The 25,011-nt window shown below is 75.9% G+C and carries 24 protein-coding genes and 1 pseudogene; 20 read left to right on the top strand and 5 right to left on the bottom strand.

Going from position 1 to position 25,011, the window contains the following annotated elements:
• The first annotated feature begins 32 nt into the window (after window positions 1–32).
• Complete coding sequence (locus GKE82_RS04025; RefSeq protein ID WP_107570467.1) at window positions 33–365, top strand: hypothetical protein; 333 nt, start codon at window positions 33–35, stop codon at window positions 363–365.
• 33 nt (window positions 366–398) lie between these two features.
• Here the strand turns inward: GKE82_RS04025 and GKE82_RS04020 are convergent, their stop codons facing one another.
• Complete coding sequence (locus tag GKE82_RS04020) at window positions 399–2,048, bottom strand: serine/threonine-protein kinase (protein ID WP_154732396.1); 1,650 nt, start codon at window positions 2,046–2,048, stop codon at window positions 399–401.
• Here GKE82_RS04020 and rpmB point away from each other — a divergent pair.
• The 8 genes from rpmB to GKE82_RS03980 all read left to right on the top strand — a co-directional run bounded on the left by rpmB (window position 1,992) and on the right by GKE82_RS03980 (window position 9,159).
• Entirely contained in the window at window positions 1,992–2,288 is a 297-nt protein-coding gene (rpmB, locus tag GKE82_RS31205; protein ID WP_375336986.1) for a 50S ribosomal protein L28, read from the top strand. The two genes, GKE82_RS04020 and rpmB, sit on opposite strands and share 57 nt — an antisense overlap.
• Before the next feature lie 29 nt (window positions 2,289–2,317).
• The gene (locus tag GKE82_RS04010) at window positions 2,318–4,003 is read left to right on the top strand and encodes a DAK2 domain-containing protein (protein ID WP_154732395.1); all 1,686 of its coding nucleotides are present in this window, start codon (window positions 2,318–2,320) and stop codon (window positions 4,001–4,003) included.
• Window positions 4,004–4,050: 47 nt separating this feature from the next.
• Entirely contained in the window at window positions 4,051–6,192 is a 2,142-nt protein-coding gene (gene recG, locus GKE82_RS04005) for an ATP-dependent DNA helicase RecG (protein WP_154732394.1), read from the top strand.
• Complete coding sequence (gene rsmD / locus GKE82_RS04000) at window positions 6,189–6,734, top strand: 16S rRNA (guanine(966)-N(2))-methyltransferase RsmD (protein WP_154732393.1); 546 nt, start codon at window positions 6,189–6,191, stop codon at window positions 6,732–6,734. Before recG ends, rsmD begins: the two co-directional genes overlap by 4 nt.
• The gene (coaD, locus tag GKE82_RS03995) at window positions 6,731–7,240 is read left to right on the top strand and encodes a pantetheine-phosphate adenylyltransferase (RefSeq protein ID WP_107570462.1); all 510 of its coding nucleotides are present in this window, start codon (window positions 6,731–6,733) and stop codon (window positions 7,238–7,240) included. The genes rsmD and coaD overlap by 4 nt, the downstream gene beginning before the upstream one ends.
• 95 nt (window positions 7,241–7,335) lie before the next feature.
• Window positions 7,336–7,806 carry an ATPase gene (locus GKE82_RS03990; protein WP_107570461.1) on the top strand — a complete coding sequence of 157 codons (471 nt, stop codon included), beginning with the start codon at window positions 7,336–7,338 and terminating at the stop codon, window positions 7,804–7,806.
• A 35-nt stretch (window positions 7,807–7,841) separates the two neighbouring features.
• Complete coding sequence (locus GKE82_RS03985; RefSeq protein ID WP_107570460.1) at window positions 7,842–8,138, top strand: hypothetical protein; 297 nt, start codon at window positions 7,842–7,844, stop codon at window positions 8,136–8,138.
• 1 nt (window position 8,139) lies between these two features.
• On the top strand, window positions 8,140–9,159 hold the full coding sequence (locus tag GKE82_RS03980; protein ID WP_154732392.1) for a hypothetical protein: 1,020 nt from the start codon (window positions 8,140–8,142) through the stop codon (window positions 9,157–9,159).
• Between the two features lie 80 nt (window positions 9,160–9,239).
• On the opposite strand, the gene GKE82_RS03975 is transcribed toward GKE82_RS03980, so the two are convergent.
• The 3 genes from GKE82_RS03975 to GKE82_RS26780 all read right to left on the bottom strand — a co-directional run bounded on the left by GKE82_RS03975 (window position 9,240) and on the right by GKE82_RS26780 (window position 13,980).
• The gene (locus GKE82_RS03975) at window positions 9,240–12,260 is read right to left on the bottom strand and encodes an AAA family ATPase (protein WP_154732391.1); all 3,021 of its coding nucleotides are present in this window, start codon (window positions 12,258–12,260) and stop codon (window positions 9,240–9,242) included.
• The gene (locus GKE82_RS03970) at window positions 12,260–13,396 is read right to left on the bottom strand and encodes an exonuclease SbcCD subunit D (RefSeq protein WP_107570832.1); all 1,137 of its coding nucleotides are present in this window, start codon (window positions 13,394–13,396) and stop codon (window positions 12,260–12,262) included. Before GKE82_RS03970 ends, GKE82_RS03975 begins: the two co-directional genes overlap by 1 nt.
• A gap of 77 nt (window positions 13,397–13,473) precedes the next feature.
• Window positions 13,474–13,980, bottom strand: a complete 507-nt coding sequence (locus GKE82_RS26780) for a dual specificity protein phosphatase family protein (protein ID WP_196189047.1) — start codon at window positions 13,978–13,980, stop codon at window positions 13,474–13,476.
• Window positions 13,981–14,007: 27 nt separating this feature from the next.
• Here GKE82_RS26780 and GKE82_RS26775 point away from each other — a divergent pair, with 27 nt between their 5' ends.
• The 3 genes from GKE82_RS26775 to GKE82_RS03950 all read left to right on the top strand — a co-directional run bounded on the left by GKE82_RS26775 (window position 14,008) and on the right by GKE82_RS03950 (window position 17,206).
• A complete protein-coding gene (locus tag GKE82_RS26775; RefSeq protein WP_196189046.1) occupies window positions 14,008–14,952 on the top strand; it encodes a hypothetical protein in 945 nt (314 codons plus the stop codon).
• Between the two features lie 31 nt (window positions 14,953–14,983).
• The gene (locus GKE82_RS03955) at window positions 14,984–16,579 is read left to right on the top strand and encodes an acyl-CoA synthetase (RefSeq protein WP_309233394.1); all 1,596 of its coding nucleotides are present in this window, start codon (window positions 14,984–14,986) and stop codon (window positions 16,577–16,579) included.
• A gap of 102 nt (window positions 16,580–16,681) precedes the next feature.
• Window positions 16,682–17,206, top strand: coding sequence for a DUF177 domain-containing protein (locus GKE82_RS03950; RefSeq protein ID WP_199224001.1), 525 nt, complete (start codon window positions 16,682–16,684; stop codon window positions 17,204–17,206).
• A 16-nt stretch (window positions 17,207–17,222) separates the two neighbouring features.
• Here the strand turns inward: GKE82_RS03950 and GKE82_RS03945 are convergent, their stop codons facing one another.
• Window positions 17,223–18,110 (bottom strand): GNAT family N-acetyltransferase, encoded by an 888-nt coding sequence (locus GKE82_RS03945; protein ID WP_154732388.1) that lies wholly within the window; start codon window positions 18,108–18,110, stop codon window positions 17,223–17,225.
• A 56-nt stretch (window positions 18,111–18,166) separates the two neighbouring features.
• On the opposite strand from GKE82_RS03945, the gene rpmF reads away from it, so the two are divergent.
• The 8 genes and pseudogenes from rpmF to GKE82_RS03915 all read left to right on the top strand — a co-directional run bounded on the left by rpmF (window position 18,167) and on the right by GKE82_RS03915 (window position 24,986).
• Entirely contained in the window at window positions 18,167–18,367 is a 201-nt protein-coding gene (gene rpmF / locus GKE82_RS03940; RefSeq protein ID WP_107570454.1) for a 50S ribosomal protein L32, read from the top strand.
• A 21-nt stretch (window positions 18,368–18,388) separates the two neighbouring features.
• On the top strand, window positions 18,389–19,450 hold the full coding sequence (locus GKE82_RS03935) for a phosphate acyltransferase PlsX (protein ID WP_309233393.1): 1,062 nt from the start codon (window positions 18,389–18,391) through the stop codon (window positions 19,448–19,450).
• Between the two features lie 39 nt (window positions 19,451–19,489).
• A complete protein-coding gene (gene acpP / locus GKE82_RS03930) occupies window positions 19,490–19,735 on the top strand; it encodes an acyl carrier protein (protein WP_107570452.1) in 246 nt (81 codons plus the stop codon).
• A 6-nt stretch (window positions 19,736–19,741) separates the two neighbouring features.
• The gene (locus tag GKE82_RS03925) at window positions 19,742–20,443 is read left to right on the top strand and encodes a ribonuclease III family protein (RefSeq protein ID WP_107570451.1); all 702 of its coding nucleotides are present in this window, start codon (window positions 19,742–19,744) and stop codon (window positions 20,441–20,443) included.
• Between the two features lies 1 nt (window position 20,444).
• Window positions 20,445–21,860: an AAA family ATPase gene (locus tag GKE82_RS27820; RefSeq protein ID WP_230316084.1), complete on the top strand. Its 1,416-nt coding sequence runs from the start codon at window positions 20,445–20,447 to the stop codon at window positions 21,858–21,860.
• Window positions 21,809–22,024: pseudogene (locus GKE82_RS31200) on the top strand (hypothetical protein); the annotation flags it as partial. The gene GKE82_RS27820 and the pseudogene GKE82_RS31200, both read left to right, overlap by 52 nt.
• Window positions 22,025–22,159: 135 nt before the next feature.
• The gene (locus GKE82_RS03920) at window positions 22,160–23,725 is read left to right on the top strand and encodes a hypothetical protein (RefSeq protein WP_375337036.1); all 1,566 of its coding nucleotides are present in this window, start codon (window positions 22,160–22,162) and stop codon (window positions 23,723–23,725) included.
• A gap of 19 nt (window positions 23,726–23,744) precedes the next feature.
• Window positions 23,745–24,986, top strand: coding sequence for a hypothetical protein (locus GKE82_RS03915; RefSeq protein WP_154732386.1), 1,242 nt, complete (start codon window positions 23,745–23,747; stop codon window positions 24,984–24,986).
• The last annotated feature ends 25 nt before the right edge of the window (window positions 24,987–25,011 follow it).

The raw sequence follows: 25,011 nt of genomic DNA, 5'->3' as shown, positions 1-25,011 counted from the left end.
GCGGCATCGGGCGCGTTAGGGTCTGACGGACCGTGACCCTCGAAGCAGAAGTCGCCGCCATCATCCTGACGCTCGTCGTGCACGTCATCGGCGCGGTCGTCCTCGTCTGGGCGATGTTCGACGGCGACAACCGGCCGGACTGGCGCAGCCTCTGGCCGGACGACGAGGACGGTGGCGGCGGGCCTGACCCGATCGAGCCCGAGCCGATGCTCCCGGGTGGTCCCGACCTGCTTCCCGAGTCGGCGCCCGCGCGCATCCGTCTGCGCGAGCCCGGCCGCCTGGCCGACGCGCACCCGCGTCCCGCGCGCCGCCCCGACCACGCCCCGCAGCCGGCCCGCGTGCCGGAGCGCACCGGCGCCGAGTAGCTCGCGGGACCGGCCCAGGGCCGGTCCTCGAGCTCAGTCGTCGCCGTCGAGGAAGAAGTCGAGCACGTCGCCCGCGTCGCGCGGCCCGCGACCGCGTCCGCGACCCTTCGGCCCCTGCTGCGGCTGTCCCGAGGCCCCCGGTCCGCCGCCCGCCTCGCTGCGCGCCGCCGCGAGCTCCTGCTCGACGACGCCGCGCTTGAAGTCGCTGACCTGCAGGCGGCGCTCGAGGTACGGGATCGCCTCCGCCGGGCGGCCGAGCCGGCGGAGTGTCGCACCGAGGTTGTAGAGCGCGAACGCGTAGTACTGGTCCTGCGGCGTGCTCTGCAGGCCGGCGAGCGCCCGCTCCAGCAGGGGCAGCGCCTCCGCGTAGCGTCCCTGGTTGAACAGCGCGAACCCCGCGTCGTTGAGGGCCTTCGGGTCCTCGTCCGGGGCCGGGGCCTCGGCGGTCGGGGTCGGCTGCGGCGTGGCGGTCGCCGTCGGCTCCGGGGTCGGCGTCGCGGTCGGCTCGGGCGTCGGGGTCGGCTCGGCCGTCGTGTCGGCCCGCTGCGCGGTGGTCGCGCCCGAGCCGCCGTCCGCCTCCTCGCCACCGGAGGCGAGCACGGCCGCACCGGTGCCGAGCGCCAGCAGGACGGCCGCGACCGGCACGAGCGTCCGGGCGCGCGACCCGCCGCCCGCGCGCGCGGGCTGGTCGGGCGGCGGTGCCGCGGGAGTGCCGGCGCCGCGGCGCGGCGGTCGCGGCTCGCGGGCGGCGACGACCCGCGGTGCGGTCGGCTCGACGTCCCACGCGGCGGTGGCCCCGTCGTCGGTGTCCGGGTCGAGGTCGGGCGCCGGGACCGGCACGGGCAGCGGGGCTCGCGGGCGCGGACGGCCGCGGGCGGCCATCACGGTCGTCGCCTCGTCCCCGTCGTCGGCGTCGAGGGCCCGCTCGAGGTCGGCGACCAGCGCGCGGGCGGACGGCGGCCGGTCCTCCGGAACGGGGGCGAGCGCCTGCGCCAGCGCGGCCTTCACCGGTCCGGGCAGCGACGGGTCGAGCTGCCCGTCGGGCGGGCGCGTGCCGGTCAGCAGCTGGTGCGCGACGACCCCGAGGGCGTAGCGGTCCGTCGCCGCGGTGGCGGTGCCCCCGGTGCGCTGCTCGGGAGCCAGGTAGGCGGCGGTCCCGACGACCAACCCGGTCTGCGTCACCGACGCGTTCCAGGCGGCCTTGGCGATGCCGAAGTCGCCGACCGCGACGCGGTCGCGCTCGTCCAGCAGCAGGTTGGCGGGCTTGACGTCCCGGTGCACCACGTCGGCCGCGTGCGCCGCGTCGAGGCCGTCGGCGGCCTCGCGCAGCCAGCGCAGCGCCGTCGCGGTCGGGGGCAGCCCGTCGTCGCGCAGGCGGTCGGCGACCGTGCCCCCCGAGTACAGGGCCATCACGAGGTAGGCCTGCCCGTCGTGCTCGCCCGCGTCGTAGACGGTCACCACGTGCGGGTGGCCGCTCAGCCGCGCGGCGGCGCGCGCCTCCCGCGTGAAGCGGGTGCGGGCGTCGTCGTCGGCGGCCAGCGCCGGCGAGAGCACCTTGACCGCGACGTCACGGTCCAGGAGGGTGTCGCGGACGACCCACACCGCGGCCATCCCGCCGTTGGCCAGATGGCGCAGCGGGCGGTAGCGTGCAGGCAGCTCGAAGGGGAGATCGGCGGAACCCATCGACCGCAAAGCTTCCCACTGCGGGTCCTCGCTACACTCCTTCGCCTCATGGCAAAGGTCTGTCACAGCTGCGGGAAGGGTCCCGCCTTCGGCCAGAGTCGAAGCCACTCGATGGTCGCGACGAAGCGCCGGTTCGATCCGAACCTCCAGAAGGTCCGGGTCCTCGTGGGCTCCGCGCCGCGCCGCGTGTACGTCTGCACGCGCTGTCTGAAGGCCGGCAAGGTCACCAAGGCCGCCTGACCCGACCGCCCTTCGGCGGTCCGGTTCCCATGTCCGATCGCAGTCTCGTCCGGTTCCGGGCCGTCGTCGAGGGTGCTCTGGCGCACCTCGAGTCGCGGCGGTCGGAGATCAACGACCTCAACGTCTTCCCGGTCGCCGACGGCGACACGGGCGACAACATGGCGCTCACGCTGCGCGCCTGCCTCGAGGAACTCGACGCGCTCGCCAGCGAGGGCGAGGGCCTGATCGACGAGATCGGGCGCACCGAGATCACCGAGCGCGTCGCGCGGGCCGCCCTGCTGGGCGCGCGCGGCAACAGCGGCGTGATCCTCTCCCAGCTCGTCCGCGGCGCCGCGGAGGAGCTCATCTCCCGTCCCGGAGAGCTCATCGACCCGGTGCTCGTCGGTGCCGCGATGGCCCGGGCCGCCCAGCGCGCCTACGACTCGGTCCGCGAGCCCGCCGAGGGCACGATGCTCACGGTCATGCGCGAGATGGCGGCGCGCGTCGCCTCCGAGCTGGCGCACATGCCGGAGACCCGGCTGGGCTCCGACTGGGATCCCGAGAAGCAGAACGCGCTGATCGCCGACGTCCTCGAGCGCGCGATCGAGGCGGGCGAGGAGTCCGTCCGCCGGGGCCCCGAGCTGCTGCCCGCGCTCAAGCAGGCCGGGGTCGTCGACGCGGGCGGGTACGCGGTCACCGTCATCTTCGCGGGCGTCGTCGCGGTCCTCCGCGGCAACGACGCCCCGCAGCTCACGCGGCACGTCGCCCCGGCCCGCATCACGCAGCCCGAGCACGAGAGCTCGACGTTCCGCTACTGCGTGAACTTCGCGGTCACCGGCAGCGGCCTGGAGGCCCAGCGGTTCGTCCCCGAGCTCGAGGCGATCGGCGACAGCGTCCTGGTCGTCGGCGACGCGGTCACGCTGCGCGTCCACGTCCACACCGACGAGCCCGAGCGCGCGACCGGCGTGTTCGCCGGGATCGCGGAGACCTCGCGGCTGGACGTCGCCGACATGCACGCGCAGGTCGTCGACCGCGAGGCGCGACTGGCGGCGGGCGGTGACGGCGGCACCCTCGGCGGTCCGGACGGCGACGCGGCCCCGGAGCGGACCCGCTGCGGCGTCCTCGCCGTCGTCGCCGGCGACGGTCTGCGCGGCCTGTTCGCGAGCCTCGGCGTGCACCCGCTCGACGGCGGCGCCACCCTCAACCCGTCGACCCACGAGCTGCTCGCGGGCATCCACGAGATCGCCGCCGACGAGGTCGTCCTGCTGCCCAACAGCCCCAACGTGATCATGGCCGCCGAGCGCGCGGCCGAGCTCGCGGAGAAGCCGGTCCGCGTCGTGCCCACCCGCTCGCTGCAGGCCGGGCTCGCCGCCGCGTTCGCGTCGCTCGCCGATCTCTCGGCCGACGAGAACGCCGCCGCGATGGCGGACGCCGTCGAGGACCTGCGCACCGGGGCCGTCGCGCCCGCCGCCCGCCAGGACCCCGACGGCCGCTTCGGCATCGGCGACGCCGTCGGCTTCGTCGACGACCAGCTCGTCGCCTGGGGCAGCCCGCAGGACACCTTGCGGGACGTCATGGCCCGGCTCTCCGACGGTGCCGAGCTCGTCACCTGCATCGCCGGTGAGGGGGCCCCGTTGGACGACGCCACCGTCGCCGGGCTCGCGCCCGACGCGATCGAGCTCGAGCAGCCCCGCGGCGGGCAGCCCGCCTACTGGTGGCTGCTCAGCGCCGAGTGAGTCCGCGGCGCACCTGACGGTCCGCCCGGGCCGCCATGATCGCCACGATGTCCGTCCCGCCCCCTCCGCGTCGCCTCGCCGACGGCCGGCTGCCGTCCCGCGCCGAGCTGCTCGCGGCACCGGTGCGGTGGCGGCGTCCGGCGGTGCTCGGCGCCGCGCCGCAGCTCCCGTACGAGAAGGCCCAGGAGGCCGCGACGGCGCTCGGCCTGACCACGGTCGGACGGCTGCTGGAGCACCTGCCGCGCGACCGGCGCGAGGCGCGCACGGTCGCCGGGCTGGTCCCGGGCGAGATCGCGACCGTCGTCGTCGAGGTCCGCACGATCACGACGCGGCCGGTGCGCCGCCGCGGCATGAAGCCGCTGGTCGAGGCGACCGTCGCCGACGAGACCGGCCCGATGAAGGTCGTGTTCTTCAACCAGCCGTGGCTGCAGTCGAAGTACCCCGTCGGCACGCGGCTCGTGCTGCACGGCGAGTTCGAGGCCCGCAACCGCTTCAAGGTCCGCTCGCACGCCCCGACGCTCGAGGCCACCGCCTCCGGGGACGTCGTCGCGCACTACCCCGCCACCGAGGGCCTGTCCTCCACGCAGATCCTCGCGCTCGTCCGCGCGCACCTCGCGGCCGCCGCGGACGCCGACGAGCCGCTCCCGGGCCTCCTGCGCGCCGCCGAGCAGCTGCCCGACCGCTCCGCCGCGCTCGTCGCGGCGCACGTCGGGGACGCCGAGGGCGGCCGTCGGCGCCTGGCGTTCGACGAGCTGCTCCTGACCCAGCTCGCCTACCTCGTCCGGCGGCGCACCCGGGAGCGGGCCGCGCGCGCGACCGCGCTGGACGGACCGCCGACGCTGACGGCCCCGTGGCTGTCCGAGCACCTGCCCTTCACCCCGACCGGGGACCAGCAGCGGGCGATCGAGACGCTGTCGGGCGACCTCGCGCGCGAGCAGCCGATGCAGCGCCTGCTCATGGGGGAGGTCGGCTCCGGCAAGACCGTCGTGGCGCTCCACGCGATGCTGCGTGCCGTCGAACACGGCACGCAGGCCGCGCTCATGGCCCCGACCGAGACGCTCGCCGAGCAGCACTTCGCCACGCTTCAGGCGCTGCTGGGCGGCTGGGGCGAGCTCGCCGTGCCGGTCGCGCTGCTGACCGGCTCCACGCCGGCGGCGCGCAAGCGCGACGTGCTCGGCAGGCTCGCCGACGGGCAGCTGGCGATGGTCGTCGGCACGCACGCGCTGATCGAGGAGCCGGTGCGGTTCCAGCGCCTGACCGTCGCGGTCGTCGACGAGCAGCACCGCTTCGGGGTCCGGCAGCGCGCCGCGCTCGACGCGAAGGCGGGGAGGGCCCCGGACGGCACCCCCTTCGCCCCGCACGTCCTGCACATGACCGCCACGCCGATCCCGCGGACGCTCGCCCTGCTCGGGTACGGGGACCTCGACGTCACCGTCCTGCGCGAGCTGCCGCGCGGCCGCAAGCCGATCCGCACGCACGTCGCGTCCGGGGACCGGGAGCGCGCCCGCGCCTACGAGCGGATCCGCGAGGAGCTCGCGGCGGGCCGCCAGGCGTTCGTCGTGTGCGCGCTCGTCGCCGAGAGCGACGCCCTGGCCGCCCGTGCCGCGACCGCCGAGTTCGAGCGGCTGCGCGACGGCGAGCTGCGCGACCACCGCGTGTCGCTCCTGCACGGCCAGATGCGCCCGGCAGAGAAGCGCGCGGCGATGGAGGCGTTCGCCCGGCACGAGTCCGACGTGCTCGTGGCCACGACCGTCATCGAGGTCGGGATCGACGTCCCCAACGCGACCGTGATGCTGATCGAGAACGCGGAGCGCTACGGCATCAGCCAGCTGCACCAGCTGCGCGGCCGGGTCGGTCGGGGCGAGTACGAGTCGCTCTGCCTGCTGTTCGGGCCCAAGGACGCCCCGCGGCTCAGCGCGCTCGCCGAGCACACGGACGGCTTCCGGCTCGCCGAGATCGACCTCGAGCTCCGCGGTGAGGGCGAGCTGATCGGCACCCGGCAGTCCGGCCTGGCGAGCTTCCGGGTGGCGGAGCTGCCCGCGGACGCCGACCTGCTGGACCGCGCCCGGCGCGTCGCCGAGCGGCTGATGGACGAGGACCCGGAGCTCGACGACCCGGTGCACGTGCTGCTGCGCGACGCGCTGCACCGGTCCCACCCGCAGCTCGACGCCGTCCCGATCCCGGCATGAGGGTCGTCGCCGGCATCTACGGGGGCCGCCGCCTGCACGCCCCCCGGGGCGACGGCACCCGACCGACGTCCGACCGGGTGCGGGAGGCGGTGTTCAGCGCGCTCGGCCCGCTCGACGGCGCCGTCGTCCTCGACCTGTTCGCGGGCACCGGGGCGCTGGGGATCGAGGCGCTGTCGCGCGGGGCGGCCCGCGCCCTGTTCGTCGAGCAGGACCGGCGCGCGCTCGCCGTCCTGCGCCGCAACCTCGCGGACCTGAGCGTCCCGGCGCCAGCGGCGCAGGTCCGCGGCGGCGACGCCCGTACGGCGCTGCGAACCGCACGGGAGAGGGGGGACCACTACAGTCTCGTCTTTCTCGACCCTCCGTACCGGCTGGCGCCGGCGCTCGGGGACGAGCTCACCGACGGCCTCACCGGCCTCCTCGCTCCCGGCGCGCGCGTCGTGGCCGAGATGGACCGGCGGGCCCCGCTGGAGCTCGGACTGCCGTGCGTGCTGGACCGCCGCTACGGCGACACCCTCATCCGCATCCACAGCGCCACCACATGACTCCGCCCGCGAAGAAGATCGCCGTCTGCCCCGGCAGCTACGACCCGATCACCAACGGCCACCTCGACGTCATCTCCCGGGCCGCCGGCCTGTTCGACGAGGTGATTGTCGCGATCGTGAACAACTCGGTCCGCAAGAGCCGGACGCTGTTCTCACTCGAGGAGCGGACCGCGTTCATCGAGCGCGCGACCGCCGACCTCGGCCTGCAGAACGTGCGCCCGCTGCCGTTCAACACGCTGATCGTCGACTTCGCCCGCCAGGTCGGGGCGCAGACGATCGTGAAGGGCCTGCGCGCCATCTCCGACTTCGAGTACGAGTTCGAGATGAACCAGCTGAACCGCCGTCAGGCTCCGGAGATCGAGAGCTTCTACCTGATGGCCAGCCCGCAGTACTCGTTCCTCAGCTCCAGCGGCGTGAAGGAACTCGCGACCTTCAACGGCAACATCGACGGGCTCGTCCCCGAGCACGTCAAGGCGCGGCTGCTGGAGGAGCTGTCCCGCGGGTGAATCGTTGCGGCGCGAACGATTTGCGGCGCGACATGTCTAGACTCGACGGCGCGTGGGCAGGAACCCCCTGCCACGCGGCGAACTGAAGGGTTGCTATGGACGTCCTGGTCCTCATCGACAAGCTCGACGATCTCGTCCACAACGCCAAGGGCGTGCCCATGACCGATCAGGTCCGGGTGGACAAGGAGGAGATCTACGACATCCTCGATCAGATGCGCGCGACGATCCCCGAGGAGATCAAGCAGGCGCGTTGGATCGTCAAGGAGCGCCAGGAGATGCTGGCCGAGGCCAAGCGCGAGGCCGAACGCCTCGTGAAGGAGGCCCGGGAGCGCGGCGAGCGGCTGGTCTCCGAGGAGGAGATCACCAAGCAGGCCGAGCGCGCCGCCGAGGACATCATCGAGGACGCGCGCGCCCGCGAGCGGGAGATCCGCCTGGGCGCCGAGGACTACGCGGACGAGATCCTCAACACGCTCGAGGTGAACCTCTCGAAGTTCATCGGGGCCGTCCAGCGTGGCCGCGAGCGGCTGCAGGGCAAGAGCGAGGAGCTCGACGACGAGGCCGCCTGAGACCGCGGCCCGACGCGGGCCGTAGTCTCTGGGACGTGCCGGGCATCTACCGCCACGTCCCGCCCGAGCGCGAGCCCCGCGGCCCGCAGCTCCCCGGTCCGACGCGACCGGACCGCATCTCGATCTGGCCGGTCGAGGTCGACCGCTTCGGCATCGACGTGCTCTTCCACGGCGCGGCGGGCTTCCGCCGCGCCGAGGTCATCGACCGCCAGCTCCGCGACGCCGGGGTGACGGTGTCGCTCCGCCAGGACGGGGTCGACGCGTGGATCGTGCGCTTCGGGCCGGTGTCGCGCGACGAGATGCTCGAGGTCCTCAACGGCTACGTCTGGTGACGTGGACGCCGACGGCCTCTACGCGCTGCCGCTCGACGCGTTCGTGGCGGAGCGCGCCGCGGCCGTCAAGGCGTTGCGCGCGGAGGGCCGCCGTGACGAGGCCGTCGCGGTGGCCGCGCTGCGCAAGCCGACGGTCGCGGCGTGGGCGGTCAACCAGCTCGTCCGCACCGCGCGCGACGCCGTCCGGGACCTCGTCGCGGCCGGCGACGGCCTGATCGCCGCGCAGGACGCGCTGCTGGCCGGGACCGGGGACCGCGCCGCGACCCGGACGGCGACCCGCGAGCTGCGGTCCGCCCTCGCCGCGCTGGGGGAGCGCGCGGCGGTCCTGGAGGTCGGTCCCGGGGTCGTCGACCGCGTGCGCGAGACGTTCCAGGCCGCCGCGGTCGATCCCGCGGCGCGCGAGACGGTCCTGGCCGGCGGGCTCGTCCGCGAGCTGCGGTACTCCGGCATCGCGGCCGGGGTCGGCGCGAGCGCCGCGCCGGCGCGCCCGGCGGCGCGCAGCAGCGTGGCGGCGACCGGCGAGGCCGCCGAGACCGCGGTCGCGTCGGGCGGGACCGGTCGGGCGGCAGCGAGACCGGCCCGGTCCGCGCGTGGGGCGGCGTCCCGTGGGGCGGCGGCGCGCAGGGCGGCGGCCGCGCGCGACGGCGAGGCGGCGGGTGAGGCGGAAGCGGCAGGCGAGGCGGCGCCCGCGCGTGAGGCGGCGGCCGTGCGTGGGTCGGCGGCCGCGCGTGAGGAGGCGGCGCGTGAGGCGGCGGCGGCGCGTGAGGTGGCGGCCGCGCGTGAGGCCGAGGCGGCGCGTGAGGCGGCGGCGGCGCGTGAGGCGGAGGCGGCGCGTGAGAAGGCGGCGGCGCTCCGGGGCGCGGAGCGGGCGCAGCGGGACGCCGACCGGGCGCTCGAGCGTGCGCGTTCCCGACGCGACCGCGCCGCCGCGGCCCTGGTCACCGCGGAGGACGAACTGGCCGCGGCCCAGGCGACCGCCGCCGCGGCGCGGGACGCCGCCCGCGCCGCCCGCGAACCCTGAGCCGGACTGTCCATCTCCCGCCCCCAGAGGGGCCGGATATGGACAGTCCGGCCCGGGTTCTCGCTCGCGACGGGCCGAGGTCAGGCCGGCAGGGTCGTCGCGGCGCGGATCCGTGATCCGTTGCGCCCGCGCTCGACGCGCAGCTGCGTCGGGATGCGCTGACGCAGCTCCCCGACGTGGGAGACGACGCCGACGGTCCGGCCGCCCTCGCGCAGCGCGTCGAGCGCCTCGAGCACGCCGTCGAGCGTGCCCTCGTCGTCGAGCGAGCCGAAGCCCTCGTCGACGAACAGCGTCTCGAGCCGGACGCCGCCCGTCTGGGCGGCGACCACGTCCGCGAGGCCCAGCGCCAGGGCCAGCGAGGCCATGAACGTCTCGCCGCCCGACAGCGTCGACGGGGACCGCGTCGTGCCGTTCCAGTGGTCGATCACGACGAGGTCGAGGCCGCCGAGCGACCGTCCCTTCGCGGTGTCGTCGGCGTGCTCCAGGGCGTAGCGGCCATCGGTCATCTCCAGCAGCCGGTCGGTCGCGGCGGCCGCGACCTCCTCGAGCCGTGCGGCGAGCACGTACACGCTGAGGCTCATGTTCAGCCGGTTCGCGGCGCCGCGCCCGGTCGCGAGCTCCGCGAGGTCGGTCAGCAGCGCGCGCTGCTCCAGCAGCGGCCGGCTGTGCTCGATCGCCGCGGTCAGCCGCTGGGCCAGGCCGCGCAGCTGGCCGCGACGGCTCACCGCCGCCTCGCGCAGCGCGAGCGCCTCGCCCTCCGCCGCCTTCGCGCCCCGCCATGCCGCCGCGGATGCCTCGACCGCCGCGGGCGGCTGCGCGAGTGCCGCGACGAGCTCGGGCCGCCCGGAAGCCGCGCGCCGCTCCACCAGCCCGGTGTCGTACGTCTCGATGCGCGCGTCGAGCTCCGCCAGCTCGGCGGTGGACAGGAGGGCCGCCCGCAGCGCGGGGAGGTCGTCGAAGCCCGCAGCGCCCGCCGCGTCCGCCGCCGCGTCCTGGGCGTCCTGTGCCTCGCCGGTGGCGCGGACCGCGGCAGCGACCGCGCTCGCGGCCTCGTCGGCGGTGGTCGCGGCCTGCGTCAGCGACGCGACGCGAGCGGTCAGGGACGGTGCCCCGGCACGGGCGGCACGGACCCGTGCGAGGTCGGTCTCGAGTGCCGCGCCGCGGGCGTCGGCGTCGGCCGTCAGGGCCGCGTGCTCGAGCGCCGCGGCACGGATCCGCTCCTCGAGCGCCGCGACCGCCGTGCGGCGCTCGCCGAGCTGCTCGGCCACGGCACCCGCCTGCGCCGCGGTCGCGGTCGCCTCCGCCACCGCTTGCGCGGCCGTCTCCGCCGCGGCCCGGAGCTCCGGCAGCGGCGCGGCGCCCGCGGCCCCCGTCGCGGCGGCGAGGTCGGCGCGGATCGTCGCGAGCTCCTCCGCGCGACGGTCGCGCACCGCGGTCAGCTCGTCGGCGTGCCGCGCGGCCGCCTCGACCGCGTCGGCGTCCACGGACGCGTGGTCGTGCGCGGGGACCGGGTGCTCGGTCGCCCCGCACACCGCGCACGGCTCGCCGTCGCGCAGGCGGGCGGCGAGCACGGCGGCCATGCCGTCGAGGTGCTGGCGCAGCAGGGTCTGGTGTGCCTCGCGGGCCGCCACGGCCCGTTCGCGCGCGTCGGTGTGGTCGAGCTGCGCGGTCCGGACCTGCTCCTCGAGCGCGTCGCGGCGCGCGGCGTCCCGCGCGCGCACCTCGGCGGTCCCCGCGGTCTCGCGGAGCGCGTCGAGCCGGTCACCGGCCGCCTGCGCGTCACGGTCGCGCGCCTCGAGGTCCGCGACCGCCGCGCGCGCCGTGCGCAGGCGTTCCTCGTCGGCGGTGCGCTCCCGCGCCAGCGCGTCCGCACGACGGCGCAGGGCGTCGACCGCGAGCCGCTCGGACTCGACCTGCTCCTCGATCGGCAGCAGGGCGGACGCGCCGCCCGCGTCGGTCCGCAGCCGGTCTGCGAGCGCTCCGAGCGCCGGTGCGACCGTGGCGAGGTCGTCCAGGGCGGGGAGGGGAACGTCGGCGGCGCGCGCGGCGGCGAGCGCGTCCCGGGCCTCCTGCGCGGCCGCGGCGGCGCGGGCGGTGCGGTCCTCCCAGGCGGCGACGAGTGCCTGGGCGGGCGCCGCCGCCCTGGCCGCGTCGCGCCGGACGCGCGCGGCTTCGCGCGCGTCGGCCCGCGCCTCCCAGGCGGCGAGCGCCTCGGCGGCGGCGCGCGCCTGCGCCTGACGCTCGTGCAGGTCCCGGGCGGTGGCGTGGGCCTGCTCGGCCGCCTCGCGGGCCGCGACGGACTGCGCGAGCGCCTCGGTCGCGGTGGTCGCCTGCGCCTCCGCGACGACGGCCTGCTCGGAGAGCCATCCCTCCGCGGCCGCCGGGTCGCGTTCCGCGTCGAGGGGCGGCGCGGCGAGCGTGCCCTCCGGGGCGGTCGCGACGACGTGCGCCGCCGCGCTCACCACGTCGCGGATCGCGCGGACCGCCTGCTCCGCCGCGCGCACCGCGTCGACGCGGCGCCCGTCGAGCCAGCGCTCCAGGTCCCCGAACCGGGCGACGTCGAACAGCTCGCGCAGCAGCGGCTCCCGCTCCTTGGTGGGGGCGTGCAGGAACCGCTGGAAGCCGCCCTGCGGCAGCAGCACGACCTGGCAGAACTGGTCGCGCGTCATGCCGAGCGCGTCCTGCAGCTCCTGCCCGACCTCCTCGTGACGGTTCGCCAGCAGCGCCACGGACCCGTCGGGGTCCACGGCCTCCAGCCGGACCTCCGCCTTGGCGAGCGTGCGCCCACCGCCGCGCAGCGCGCGCCGCTCCTGCTCCGGGCGGCGCGTCACCCGCAGCCGCCGGCCGCGTACCGTGAGCTCCAGCACGACCTCGGTCGGCTCGTCCAGCTCGGCGTGGTCGGAGCGCAGCCGCCGGATCCCGCGCGTGCCGGGCACCTGGCCGTAGAGGGCGAAGCAGATCGCGTCGAGGATCGCGGTCTTCCCGGCACCGGTGCGCCCGGTCAGCAGGAAGAGGCCGGCCTCGTTGAGCGCGTCGAAGTCGACGACCTCGCGCGCGGGGAAGGCCAGGAAGGCCCGCAGCTCGAGGCGGTGCAGCCGCACTACGCCGCGACCTGCTCGGTCCGGTGCGCGACGAACGCCTCGTCCAGCACGCGCGCCTCCTCCGCGGTCGGCGCGACCCCGCGGACGTCGGTGACGAACCGCGCGACGAGCTCGCGGTCGTCGAGGCCCTCCAGGCGGGCCGCGTAGGAGCCCTCGGGACGCGGCGCGGCCCCGACGGGCTCGAAGGCCAGCGCGACCGCGTGCGGGAAGCGGGCCCGCAGCCGGGCCATCGCGTCGCGCGGGGTGACCGCGTCGGTGAGGGTCGCGTGGACCCAGGCGGGCTCGTGCACCGCGAGCGCCGCGTCGCGCAGCAGCTCCTCGAGCGTCCCGCGGAGGCTGGCCAGGGGCCGCCAGACGGGCAGCGGCACGAGGTCGCAGGTGGTGCCCAGCGGCAGCACCTCGACGACCGCGCAGGACTTCGGCCGGGTGGCCTCGGGGAACGAGAACGGCACCAGGGAGCCCGCGTAGCGTCCCGCCGGCCCGGCGGTCTGGGGCGCGTGGAGGTGGCCGAGGGCGACGTAGTCGATCCCGGCGAACGTGCCGGCCGGCACGCAGGCGCTGCCCCCGACCGCGAGGTCCCGCTCGCTGGGCGACGCGTCCGCGCCGGAGACGAAGGCGTGCGCGGTCACCGCGGTCGGGCGCGGGGCCGGTCCGCGCGCGGCGAGGTCGGCGCGCACCCGGTCCATCGCCGCGCGCAGCACCGCCTCGTGCGTGCGCGCGGGCGCGCCGAGCACGGTGGCGGTCAGGTCGGGCTCGAGGTAGGGGAGCGCGTAGAGGAGCCCGTCGGCGACCGGGATCGGGGTCGCCACGTCGTCGACGCGGGTGCGGACGTGCACGCCGCCGCGCTCGAGGATCCGGGCCGCGAAGCCGAGCCGGTCGACCGAGTCGTGGTTGCCGCTGATGACGACGACCGGGCACAGCTCGCTCAGCCGGGCGAGCGCCTCGTCGGCGAGCCGGACCGCGTCGACGGGCGGGAGCGCGCGGTCGTACACGTCCCCGGCGACGACGACGGCGTCGATCGAGGCGTCCCGCGCCACGTCCACGAGCGTGTCGATCGCCCGCGCCTGGGCGTCGAGGAGCGGGTCCCCGTGGAAGGTCCGGCCGAGGTGCCAGTCGGCGGTGTGGAGCAGGCGCATCACCCCGAGGATGTCGCTCGCGCCGGACGCGATCTGACGGTCCTGCAAGCGCGCGTGCACGCGCGCGCCGGAAGGGCCTAGCCCCGGCCCTCCAGGCGTGCCTGCCGCGTCCGCCACCAGCGCCACAGGCCCTCGAGCTGGTGGTGCAGCGGCTGGGCGCTGGGCTTGCGCTCGCGGATGCGTCCGAGCGCGGCGTCGGGCTCGATCCCGAACCGCACCGACAGCGCGGCGGCCGCGACCGTGGCGGACCGCTGCCAGCCGGCACGGCAGTGCACGTACACGGTCTCGCCGCCGTCGAGCCACGGCACGACCTCGCGGGCGCCCTGCTCCAGCGCGCCGGGGAGGACCTCGCCGTAGTCGATCAGCTGCAGCCGGTGCTCGAGGATCCCGTGATGGGCGTACGCCTCGTCGACGGCGAGCCGCTCGCCCTCCTCGTACTCCGCGTCCTCGCAGAGGTTCAGGACACGCGTGACGCCGAGCTCGTCGCGCAGGCGCGCGACGTCGGCGGCGTCCAGCGGGTAGGCGCCGGTCGCCAGCCGCTCGTCGACCAGCGCGAACCCGTACCTCTCGAACCAGTCGGACACGCCGTCAACGGTAGCGTTCGGGGCTCGATGTCCACGGAGCCGCTCGCCGAGGCACTGCAGGAGGCCGGAGGCGTGCGCGCGCCGCGGGAGCACCACGCGCGGCTGCGTGGCCTGCTGTCCGCGGCGCTGGGCGCCGGCGCGGACGAGCTCGCGCTCGCGCGCTCGGGGCAGCGCTCCCCGGTCCCGGTGGGGATCGCCGCCGACGGTTCGGGCCTGCTCGCGGTCGCCCCCGTGGACGCCGCGTTGCGCGCCGATCCCGCGGTCCTGCCGGAGCGCGGCTGGCTGCTCGTCGCCGCGCTCGTCGGGGCGCTCGCCGAGGCCGGCGCGGCGGTGACCGAGCTGCGCGCGGGTGGCCTGGACGGTCGTCTGGTGCTGCGGGCGCCGGGCGCGGGGGACCCGGAGGACGCGGAGCTCGCCGTGCTGGCGTTCGACGAGCAGGTGGCCGCGATCGACCGCCTGCGCGCGCGGGCGCTCGCGCTCCCGCCGGAGCTGCTGGCGACGGGCGAGCTGCGCGCCCCGATCGGCCCGGCGCACCCGCTGCTCGTCGCGGCGACGGTCGCCGCGCACGGCGGCCGGCCCGCCGACCCGGCGTCGGTCGCCGAGCACGAGGACGACGTGCTCGCCGCGCTGGCGGCGCGCGCGGCGGCGTCCGGGGTCGCGGCACCGCGGCCGCACGAGGACCCGGATCCGGTCCGGCGGGTGGCGCGCCGGATCCTGCAGCGCCTCGACGGGATGGGGAAGTGGGGCGGGTACCACACGGAGTTCAGCCATCTGGCCCGCGGGTTCGCCGGCAACGAGCGGGCGTTGGCGGAGGCGGTCGGCGAGGCGCTGCTGGCGGCCGAGGTGCTGCGCGAGAAGCCGAGCGTCGGCCAGCGGCACGTGTTCCTCAACCCGGGCCGGGCGGGGGACATCCGATCGGCGATCGACGACGGCGTCCTGCCCGCTGACGTGATCCTGCCCCCGGCGGAGTGATTGGATACGTCGGGTGAACGTTCTCGGACAGGTGAGCGGCAAGCTCCACACCGTCAAGACGCTCGTGGAGGTCGGCATGGTCCGGCCCGCGCGCCCCGACCGGCTGGTGCGGGCCGGTCTCGCGCTCGCGAAGTGGGGGCCGACCCCGGCGGCGGGCTACTCGGCCAGCGCCGCCCGCTACCCGGACGAGCCGGCGATCATCGACGAGCTCGGCACGCTGACGTTCGCGGAGGTCGCCCGCCGGTCCAACGCGCTGGCGGATGCGCTCGCCCGCCGTGGGGTCGGCGAGGGGGACGGCATTGCGATCATGTGCCGCAACCACCGCGGGTTCATCGACATCACGGTCGCGTGCTCGAAGCTCGGCGCCAACGCGCTGTACCTGAACACGATGTTCGCTGGCCCGCAGATCACCGACGTGTGCGCCCGCGAGGTGCCGAAGGTGATCGTCTACGACGAGGAGTTCGCGGAGCTCGTCGCCGACGCGGTGGTGGACCGTCAGGCCGTCGTCGCGTGGACGGACGGGGAGACGGCGCACGCGGTCCCGACGCTCGAGGAGCTCATCGCCTCCGGCAGTCCGGCGGACCGCACGCCGCCGTCGGAGAAGGGCCGGGTGGTGATCCTGACCTCGGGCACGACCGGCACGCCCAAGGGCGCGAACCGCAAGCAGCCGGACTCGCTGGATCCGGCTGCCGCGCTGTTCTCGAAGATCCCGCTGCGCGCGCGGGAGAACACGCACATCGCGGCGCCGATGTTCCACTCGTGGGGCTTCGCCCACTTCACGCTCGGGATGGGCCTCAGCTCGACGCTCGTGCTGCGACGCCGGTTCGATCCGGAGGGCGCGCTCCAGGCGGTCGCGGAGCACCGCTGCACCGCGCTGATCGTCGTGCCGGTGATGCTGCAGCGGATCCTGGAGCTGCCGCGGGAGACGATCGCCCGGCACGACACGGGCTCGCTGCGCGTGATCGGGGCGTCGGGCTCGGCGCTCCCGGGCGAGCTGGGCATCCGGGTGATGGACACGTTCGGGGACGTCCTCTACAACCTCTACGGCTCGACGGAGGTCGCGTGGGCGACGATCGCGCAGCCGCAGGACATGCGGGTCGCGCCGGGAACGGCGGGCAAGCCGCCGCGCGGGACGATCGTGCGGATCTACGACGAGCAGGGACGGCCGGTGCCGGCGGGAGCCACGGGCCGGATCTTCGTCGGCAACGAGATGCTGTTCGAGGGCTACACCGGCGGGGGCGGCAAGGACGTCATCGACGGCCTGATGTCCACCGGGGACGTCGGGCACTTCGACGAGGGCGGGCGCCTGTTCGTGGACGGCCGTGACGACGAGATGATCGTCAGCGGCGGCGAGAACGTGTTCCCGCGCGAGGTCGAGGACGTGCTGGCCGACCACGAGGCGATCGACGAGGTCGCGGTGGTCGGCGTGCCGGACGAGCAGTTCGGTCAGCGGCTGAAGGCGTTCGCCGTGGTGTCGGAGGGCAAGGCGGTCACCGAGGACGAGCTGAAGGCGCTGGTGAAGGCGAAGCTCGCGTCGTACAAGGTGCCGCGCGAGATCGTGTTCCTGGACGAGCTGCCGCGCAACGCGACCGGCAAGGTGCTCAAGCGCGAGCTGAAGGACGGGTAGGCGGGCGCGGCGGCCCTGTGGCCGCCGCAGCGGGCCCCGCTACGCCTGCGGGTGCGGAGGCGGCCCTGTGGCCGCCGCAGCGGGCCCCGCTACCCTTTCCCCGTGGGCCAGCACACCGACACGTACGACCTCGCGACGTTGAAGCTCAGTCCCGGCGAGGGCCGGCGGCTGGACGGGATCGACGTCGCGCTGGAGCCGTTGGACTTCGGTGGCACGGTGTACGCGGTGGAGCCGGCGGAGATCCCGGTGACCGTCGACGTGTCGCGGATGACCGGGGGCGGCTACGCGCTGCGGCTGCGGTTCGGCGCGGCGTTGAGCGGCCCGTGCATGCGCTGCCTGCAGCCGGCGCGTCCGGAGACGGTGGTCGATGCGCGGGAGGTCGACGTGCCGGGCGAGACCGACGACGACCTGACGAGCCCGTACATGACGGGCGAGGTGCTGGACATCGCGTCGTGGGCGCGAGACGCGTTCCATCTGGCGTTGCCGCCGTCGGTGGTGTGTCGGGCGGACTGCGCGGGTCTGTGCGCGGAGTGCGGCATCGACCTCAACACGGCCGAGCCGGGGCACCATCACGAGCGCGGACCGGATCCGCGCTGGGCGAAGCTGCGCGAGCTCGACCTGTCGTGACGGCGCGCCCGGCGCCCTAGAGGAAGACGCCGCTGGGCAGGTAGGGGCTCATCGGCCCGGTGCGCCCGCGGGTGAAGACCGCGCCGTCGGGGGACAGCGGCAGCCGGGCGGCGAGCACGACCTCGTAGGCCCACTGCTGCGCCCCGGTGAGGAAGTCGACGTGGACGGTCGCGCCGCTGATGCCGCCGAGCAGGCAGCTCCAGAGGAGGTCCTGCGCGGCGGCGGGGGTCCGCGCGGCGAGGACGGTGGGGGAGCCGTCGGCGTCGCGGACGGCCCAGCCCTCCCCGTCGAGCACGACCGGCACGCCGCCGTAGAGGGCGAGGCCGTCGAGGTCGTCGGCGTGGGAGGCGCCGCGCACGTCCCGGGAGACGTCGCGGGCCGCGGCGCGCAGCGCCGGGTCGTCCCAGGTCGTCTCGCGGGCGCGGAGCGTGGCGGGGTCGGGGGCGGCGTGCCGGTCGACGATGCCGCAGGCGGCGAAGGCGGGCTGCAGCGCGAAGCCGGCGAGCGCGTAGCGGCGCATGGCGCGCGGGTCGAGGGTGGAGGCGATGATCCCGCCGTGGCAGCCGTCGGCGTGCGTGAGCGCGGCGTCGAGCACCCGGCGGCCGATGCCCTGGGCCTGCAGCCCGGGGGCGACGCCGAACAGCGACAGGCCCCAGACGCCCTCGCGGCGCAGGGCGAGCGCGGTGGCGACGGGGCGCCCGTCCAGCTCGGCGGTCCAGCAGCCGCCGGGGTCGGTGGCGAGGAAGCGGCGCATGCGTGCGCGGGCGCGCTCGGCGGCCTGCTCGGTGTCGGCGTCGGAGCGGAACTCGACGGGGATGTACGCGCTGATCGCCTCCCAGGCGAGGGCGGCGCAGACCTCGACGTCGTCGTCGGTGATGGGGCGGATCACGGGGGTGGGGGACACCGGTGGGAGTCAAGCAGTCGTCGCGGAGCGCTTTGGTCTACTCTTCCCTGTTCGTTATGGCCGTCCCGAAGCAGAAGCAGTCGCACAGCCGCACGACGAAGCGCCGCGCGCAGCACAAGATGGCTGCTCCGGTCTTCAACGCGTGCCCGCAGTGCCATTCCCCCCGTCGTCCCCATCGGGTCTGCCCGAACTGCGGGACGTACAAGGGCGTCGAGGTCGTCGCGCCGGACGCGCACGACCACGATCACGACCACTAGCCTCCGCGGCCCGGCCTGAGCGTGCCGGACCACGTCACCGTCGCGGTCGACGCCGGCGGGGCCGATCTCGGTCCGGCGGAGGTCGCCGCGGGCGCCGCGATCGCCGCCGAGCGCGGAGTCCGCGTGCTGCTGTTCGGGGACGCGTCGAGGATCGACTCCGTGCCCGCGGGCGTGGAGGTCGTCGACGCGCCGCTGTCGATCGCCAAGGAGGCCGATCCGGCCCGGGCGGTCCGCGGCAATCCGGAGTCGTCGATCGTCCAGGCGGTCCGCGCGGTCGCCGACGGGCGCGCGGACGCGTTCGTCAGCGGCGGTTCGACGGGAGCGGCGCTGGCTGCGGGCCTGTTCACGCTGAAGCGCGGCCGCGGCATCCACCGTCCCGCGCTGGCGCTGCCGATCCCCGTGCCGGGCGCCCCGGTCACGCTGCTGGACGTCGGCGCGAACGTCGAGGTCCGCGACGACCATCTCGTGCAGTTCGCGTTCATGGGCGCGGCGTTCGCCCAGACCGTCCTGGGGGTGGAGCGCCCGCGCGTGGCGCTCCTCTCCAACGGCGAGGAGCCGACGAAGGGGACGGAGACGGTGGTCGCCGCGCACGCGGAGATCGCGCGTCGGGCGCAGGACTCGCCGCTGTTCGAGTTCGTCGGCAACGTCGAGGGGACGGACCTCGTGACCGGGGCGGCGGACGTGGTCGTCACCGACGGCTTCACCGGCAACGTCGCGCTGAAGCTCGTGGAGGGGGTCTCGCAGATGATGATCGGCGCGATCCGCGACGTCGCGACGAGCACGCCGCGCGCGAAGGCGGGCGGCCTGCTGCTGCGTCCGGCCCTGCGCGGCTTCCGCGACGAGATCGACCCGGAGGGGCCGGGGGGGCGCGTACCTGCTGGGCCTGCGCCGGCTGGGAGTCGTGCCGCACGGTCGCTTCACGCGGTTCGGCTTCTCGCAGGCGATCCTGCTGGCGGCGCGCGGCGTGTCCGGGGACGTCGTCGGCCGGACGCACGGGGCGCTCGAGGCGGCCGGTGCGCTGCGTGCGCGTCCGGGCGCCGCGGGCGGGGAATCCCCGCAACGTGCGGGCTCTTCCGGCGATGATTCGGCCCCGTCCGATTCCTCGTCTACGGTGTCCGCGCCATGACTCGTGAAGAGGTCTTCAACCTGATCCGCGACCACCTCGCGGACGAGATCGACGTCGATCCGTCGGCCGTCCTGGAGGAGAGCCGCTTCAAGGAGGACCTGGCCGCCGACAGCCTCGACCTCTACACGCTCGTGCAGGAGCTCGAGGACTCCTACGGGGTGAAGATGACCGACGAGGAGGCGTCCCGCATCCTCACGGTGGGACAGGCCGTCGACTTCGTCCTCGAGCGCGCTGCGGCGTAGCTCCCGATGGAGCTGCTGCGCGAGCTGCTGGAGTCCCTGCCCGACGACCTGTCGCGGCAGGTCTTCACGCACGCGTCGTGGACCGAGCGGTCCGCGGACTCCTACGAGCGGCTGGCGTTCCTGGGGGACTCGGTCCTGGGTCTGGCGATCACCTCGCACCTGTATCCGCGCCTGGAGGCCGAGCGCTACGGCGCGGGCCGGCTGACGAAGATCCGGGCGCAGACCGTGTCGGGCCCGGCGTGCAAGCGCGTCGCCGAGCGGCTCGACGTGCCGGACCGGATGCGCGCGGTGGCGCCGGCGGGGCAGGGCCGCAGCGCGGTGGCGCTCGAGACCGAGCGGGTGCTGAGCTCGGTGACCGAGGCGGTGATCGGGGCCTGCTACCTCGTCAACGGCTACGAGCGCACGGCCGAGGCGGTCGTCGAGGCGTTCGCGCCGGAGCTCGAGGACGCGCTCGCCAACCCCGTGGACTTCAAGTCCACGCTGCAGGAGCGGCTGGCCCAGCGCGGGGCGGTCGTCGTCTACGCGGTCACCGGCGAGCACGGGCCGCCGCACGACCGCACGTTCGAGGTCACGGCCTCGGTCGCCGGCGCCACCGTCGGCACCGGGACGGGCCGGTCGAAGAAGCAGGCCGAGCAGGAGGCCGCGCGCGCGGCGCTCGACGGCCTGGACGCGGCCCGCCGGGTCGCGACGTCCCGGGAGGACAGCTGAGATGCACCTGAAGTCGATCGTGCTCAAGGGGTTCAAGTCGTTCCCCGACCGGACGAAGCTCGACTTCGGCACCGGCGTCAGCGTCATCGTCGGCCCGAACGGCTCGGGCAAGTCGAACGTGACCGACGCCGTGCTGTGGGCGATGGGCGAGCAGTCGCCGCTGGCGGTGCGCGGCCAGTCGATGCAGGACGTCATCTTCGGCGGCGGCCGCGGCGTGCAGGCGCGCTCGAGCGCCGAGGTCGAGATCGTGCTGGACAACAGCGACCAGACGGTCGACCTGCCGCTGGGCGAGATCTCGATCGTGCGCCGCCTCGACCGCAACGGCGACGGCACCTACCTCCTCAACGGCGCGAAGTGCCGCCTCGTCGACGTGCTCGAGGTCCTGTCGGACACGGGCCTCGGCAAGGAGATGCACTCGGTCGTGTCGCAGGGTCGCGTGACCGCGATCGTCTCGTCCAAGCCGAAGGACCGCCGGCTGCTGATCGAGGAGGCGGCGGGCCTGGGCAAGCACCGCAAGCGCCGCCGTCGCGCCCAGCTGAAGCTCGAGCGCACGCAGGACAACCTCGACCGCGCGCTCGACGTGGAGCGCGAGGCGCGCTCGCGGCTGCGGCCGCTGAAGCGGCAGGCCGAGGCGGCGGAGCTGCACGAGCGCCTGGAGCGCCAGACGCTGGAGGCCCGCTGGGAGCTCGCCCGCGACACGGTCCGCGCCAAGCGCGCCGAGAAGGCCGCGGCGGAGGCGACGGCCCAGGAGGCGCGCGCGGCGCGCGACGAGGCGCAGGCGCAGCTCGCGGGCGTGGCGGCCCGGCGCGAGAAGGCCGAGGAGGCGCTGGCCCGGCGCACGGAGCAGCGCGAGATCCTGATGCGGCGGGTGAACGCGGCCCGGTCGAGCGTCGACCGGCTGGAGGTCCGTCTGGAGCGCACCCGGGACACCGCCGAGACGGTCGCCGAGCGGGCCGAGGGCCGCGCGCGACAGCTGCAGCTGCTGGAGGCCCAGGTCGCGGAGGACCAGCCGGACGAGGCGGGCCTCGAGCGGATCGAGTCGCTGGAGGCCGAGCTCGCCCGCCTGGACGACGAGCGCGAGGCGCGCTGGCGCGCGAGGTCGAGGCGCTGGAGGCGCGGCGCGTGGCCGCCGCGGCGAAGGTGGCGGAGCTCGACGCCGAGGTCGAGCGCGTGCGTGGGGTCCTGCGGGAGGCGGACACGGCGCTGGAGCTCGCACGCACGCAGCGCCGGGCGGCGGAGGCGACGGCGGAGAAGGCGCGCCGCGAGGCCGCGAAGCTCGGTGCGGAGCTCGCGTCGGCCAACCAGTTCCTGCGCTCGCACACGAGCGCCCCGGGCGGCGCGAAGGCCCTGGCCGACGAGCTCGAGGTGCAGGAGGGCTGCGAGCTCGCCCTGTCCGCGGCGCTCGGTGCCCGGATGACCGCGGGGATCGTCGAGGACGCCGCGGCCGCCGCGGCGCTCCTGGAGCGCGCCGGCCGGGACGGCGGCAGCGCCCTGGTCGCCACTGCCGAGCCGGTCCCGCCGGCGACGCCGGGCGGCCCCGTCGCGGGTGCGCGGCACCTCGGGGAGCTGGTGCGCGGCCCCGACCGCGCGGTCGCCGTCGCGCGGCGCCTGCTGGCCGACGCGTGGATCGTCGAGGACGTCACGGCGCTCCCGGACGACTTCACCGGGATCGCCGTCACGACGGACGGCCGCGCGTGGTTCGGCGCGACGCGCGAGATGGTCCGGGCGGCGCAGGGCGGCAGCGAGCGCGTGCTCGCCGAGCGCAACCGCCGCGACCGGCTGATCGCGGCCAGCGAGGCGGCGATCCAGGAGGAGCAGGCGGCGCTGAAGGCCGTCGAGGCGGCGGGCGGCGCGATGGCCGCGGCCGACACGACCCGCGACGAGGCCGACCGCGCCGTCCGTGAGGCGGAGCGCGCCCGCAACGCCGCGCGCGAGGACGAGCGCCAGACCGGCCTGCTGATCAAGCAGCGCCAGAACGCGCCGGAGGACGCGGCGAGCGCCGTGCGTCGCGCGCAGGTCGAGGGCGAGCTCGCCGCGGAGCGCCGGGTCGCCGAGCGCGCCGCCCGCGAGCGCGAGGAGCGCGCGCAGCGGATCACGTTCCTGCGCGCGAAGCTCGAGCGCGACAAGGCGCTCGTGCCGGCCGCGCAGCGCCTCGCGGCCGCGCTCGAGGCCGCGCTGACCGCGGTGCAGGAGCGTGTGACGGTGTTCGACGAGGCGCTGGCCGCCGATCGCGCGGCGGGCGAGGGCGTCGCCGCCGAGCTGCGCGCGTGCGCCGCGGAGGAGGCGAAGATCCAGCAGCACCTGCGCGAGCGCGGCGACCTGCTGACCTCCTCGGAGGTCCGGGCGCAGCAGGCCCGCGACCAGGAGCAGGAGGCCGCCCAGGAGCTGACGACGATCGCGCAGACGCTGGGGCTGAGCCCGGAGCCCGCCGAGGAGGCGCTCGACGCCGAGGCGGTCGCGGCGCTGCGTCAGCGCATCGAGCGGCTGGTCAAGCGCCGGGAGCAGCTCGGCCCGGTCAACCCGCTCGCGAAGGCCGAGTACGAGGAGGCCGTCGCGCACGTCGAGGAGATGGAGCGCCAGCGCGGCGACCTGGAGACCGCGCTGCGCGAGCTGCGCGCGTTCATCAAGGACACGGACAAGCAGATCCGTGTCACGTTCGAGGAGACCTTCAACGCGGCGGCGGCGAACTTCGAGGAGCTGTCCGCGCGGCTGTTCCCGGGCGGCAAGGGCCGCCTGCGGCTCGTGCGCGAGGACAGCGGCCCGCGGCCGGTCGTCGGCGGCGGGGAGCCGAAGGACAGCGGCGACGGGGTCGCCGAGGTGCAGGCCGCGGCGGCGGCGGAGGCGGCGGCGGAGGCGGAGGCCGACGAGGAGGCCGGCATCGACCCCGACGACCAGCTCGGCGTCGAGATCGAGATCACCCCGGCGGGCAAGGCGATGAAGCGCCTCTCCCTGCTGTCCGGCGGCGAGAAGTCGATGACCGCGATCGCGTTCCTGTTCAGCGTGTTCCTCGCGAAGCCGTGCCCGTTCTACATCCTCGACGAGGTCGAGGCGGCGCTCGACGACCTGAACATCGGGCGCTTCATCGACCTGCTGGAGACCTACGCCGACCGTGCGCAGTTCATCGTCGTGACCCACCAGAAGCGCACGATGGAGGCGGCCGACACGCTCTACGGCGTCTCGATGGGCGGCGACGGGGTCTCGAAGGTCATCTCCCGCAAGCTCCCGCCGAAGGACCTCGTGGCCGGCGAGGAGCGCGAGCGCAGCGGCGCCGGCATCGGCTGATCCGGCCCGACCGACCACCATGGGCAAGCGCGCACGCAGCAAGAAGGGCGAGGGCCGTCCGCCGGCCGACGACGCCACGACCGCGACGGAGGGCCAGGCGGAGGCGGAGACCCCGGCGGCCGAGCCGTTCGGCCCCGACGGCCGGCTGCGCGAGGTGTCGCTGCTCGTCGAGGAGGTCGACTACGTCTACCAGCTGTACCGCTGGATCATCCACACCGGCGAGGTCCCGAAGGCCCAGGAGTGGCTGAAGAAGGAGCCGTGGCCGCACCCGGACTACGTCATCGACGTGTTCGGCTCGTGGGAGAAGTTCCTGGCCCACGCCGGCGTGCCCGGCTCGCCGCTGCTGGCCCGGGTGCGGGAGGCGGACGCGGAGGCGAAGGACCTCGCCGCTCGCGAGAAGCAGCTGGTCAAGGAGCTGGCGCGCGTCGACGACCTCCGGCGGCAGGTGGAGAGCGCGCGCTCGGGGCGCGAGGCGGCGCAGGCCGAGCGTGACGAGCAGCGTGCGCGGGCCGAGCGGCTGCAGGGCGCGGTGGAGGCGGCGCAGGCCCGGGCGGCCGCGGCGGAGCGGACGTTGCACGACCGCGCGCAGGAGGCGGCGGCCGCCGCGCCGGACGACCCGGACGCCGGGCTCGTCGCGCTGCGTGACGAGCTCGACGCGGTGCGTGCCCACCGCGAGGAGCTGCTCGGGCGCAGCGAGGCGCTGGAGCAGCAGGCGGTCGCCGACGCGCGCACGATCGCGCGGCTCTCGACGCTGCTGGCCGAGGCGGGGGCCGCGACGGCGGACGCGACGAGCCCGGAGGGGGAGGAGGAGCCGCCGGAGACGGTGCTGGCCGCGGTCGAGCGGGCCGCGGCGACCTGCGCGCACCTCGTGTTCACCGACGCGGCCCGCAGCTCGGCGGCGGACAGCCCGTACCGGCGGCCGCAGGACGTGCTCGACGCGCTGCGCCGGCTCGACGAGCTCGGCGCGCTGCACGCCGACCCGGCCGGCTTCGGCCGCTCGCTCACGCAGGCGGCGACGGAGCTCGGCCTCACCTACAAGGGCGACGTGTCGGAGATCGCCCGCTCCCGCAACCCGCACGACTACGCGGTCACCCACGACGGGCACCGGCTGGAGCTCGGTCCGCACGTCGCGCTCGGCTCGGGCTCGGGCGCCGGCTTCATCGCCCGGATCTACCTGCACGTCGCGGACGGGTCCGGGGACGTGCCCCGCGGGATCTACGTCGGCCACGTCGGCCGGCACCTGCCGGACACCACCACGTAGCCGCGGCCCGCGCGCCTCCTGGCGC

This window comes from Conexibacter sp. W3-3-2, assembly GCF_009707605.1.
GTDB lineage: Bacteria > Actinomycetota > Thermoleophilia > Solirubrobacterales > Solirubrobacteraceae > Paraconexibacter > Paraconexibacter algicola.
The sequence above is the reverse complement of the archived record's forward strand: the minus strand, read 5'-3'. Positions and strand labels throughout refer to the sequence as shown.